1 protein-coding gene is annotated in these 1,089 nt (G+C 66.5%); it reads left to right on the top strand.

Annotated features, from left to right (window positions below; all coding sequences use genetic code 11):
* Nucleotides 1-1,089 (top strand): chemotaxis protein CheA (locus ACQR0W_RS33500; RefSeq protein WP_434888681.1); only part of this gene is annotated, 1,089 nt, incomplete at both ends.

The following is a 1,089-nucleotide window of genomic DNA, read 5'->3' as shown; positions in this document are numbered from 1 at the left end:
ACGATGGCCGAGCGCGCCGCGGCCGGCAAGGCCGAGCAGGGCACCATCCGGCTGTCCGCCTATCACGAAGGCGGCCACATCATCATCTGCATCGCCGACAACGGCCGCGGCCTCAACACCGAGCGCATCAAGGCCAAGGCCCTGGCGAACGGCCTCGTCACCGAGGCCGAGCTCGAGAAGATGACGGAAGCGCAGATCCACAAGTTCATCTTCGAGCCGGGCTTCTCGACCGCGGCCGCCGTCACCTCGGTCTCGGGCCGCGGCGTCGGCATGGACGTGGTGCGCACCAACATCGACCAGATCGGCGGCACCATCGACATCAAGTCGGTGCTCGGCGAGGGCACCTCGGTCACCATCAAGATCCCGCTGACGCTCGCGATCGTCTCGGCGCTGATCGTCGAAGCCGGCGGCGACCGCTTCGCGATCCCGCAATTGTCGGTCGTCGAGCTGGTGCGTGCGCGCGCCAACTCCGAGCACCGCATCGAGCGCATCAAGGACACCGCGGTCTTGCGCTTGCGCAACAAGCTGCTGCCGCTGATGCATCTGAAGAAGCTCCTGAAGATCGACGACGGCTCGTCGACCGATCCGGAGAACGGCTTCATCGTGGTGACGCAGGTCGGCAACCAGACCTTCGGCATCGTGGTCGACTGCGTGTTCCACACCGAGGAAATCGTGGTCAAGCCGATGTCGACCAAGCTGCGTCACATCGACATGTTCTCGGGCAACACCATCCTGGGCGACGGCGCCGTGATCATGATCATCGATCCGAACGGCATTGCGAAAGCGCTCGGCGCCGCCGGCTCGGCCTCGCAGGCGGTGTCCGACGAGCACGCCGCGCATCACGCCATCGGCGGCGAGCAGCTCACCTCGCTCTTGGTGTTCCGCGCCGGCACGGCGCAGCCCAAGGCGGTGCCGCTGGCGCTGGTCACGCGCCTGGAGGAGATCGCGGCCGACAAGATCGAGATCTCCAACGGCCGCTACATGGTGCAGTACCGCGACCAGCTGATGCCCTTGGTGCAGATGGAAGGCGTGTCGGTGCAGACGTCGGGCTCGCAGCCGATCCTGGTGTTCGCCGACGAGACCCGCGCG

Origin of the sequence: Bradyrhizobium sp. HKCCYLRH1034, assembly GCF_051168375.1 — a bacterium.
Taxonomy (GTDB): domain Bacteria; phylum Pseudomonadota; class Alphaproteobacteria; order Rhizobiales; family Xanthobacteraceae; genus Bradyrhizobium.
Note: the sequence above shows the minus strand (reverse complement) of the source record. Positions and strands in the feature narration are given on the sequence as shown.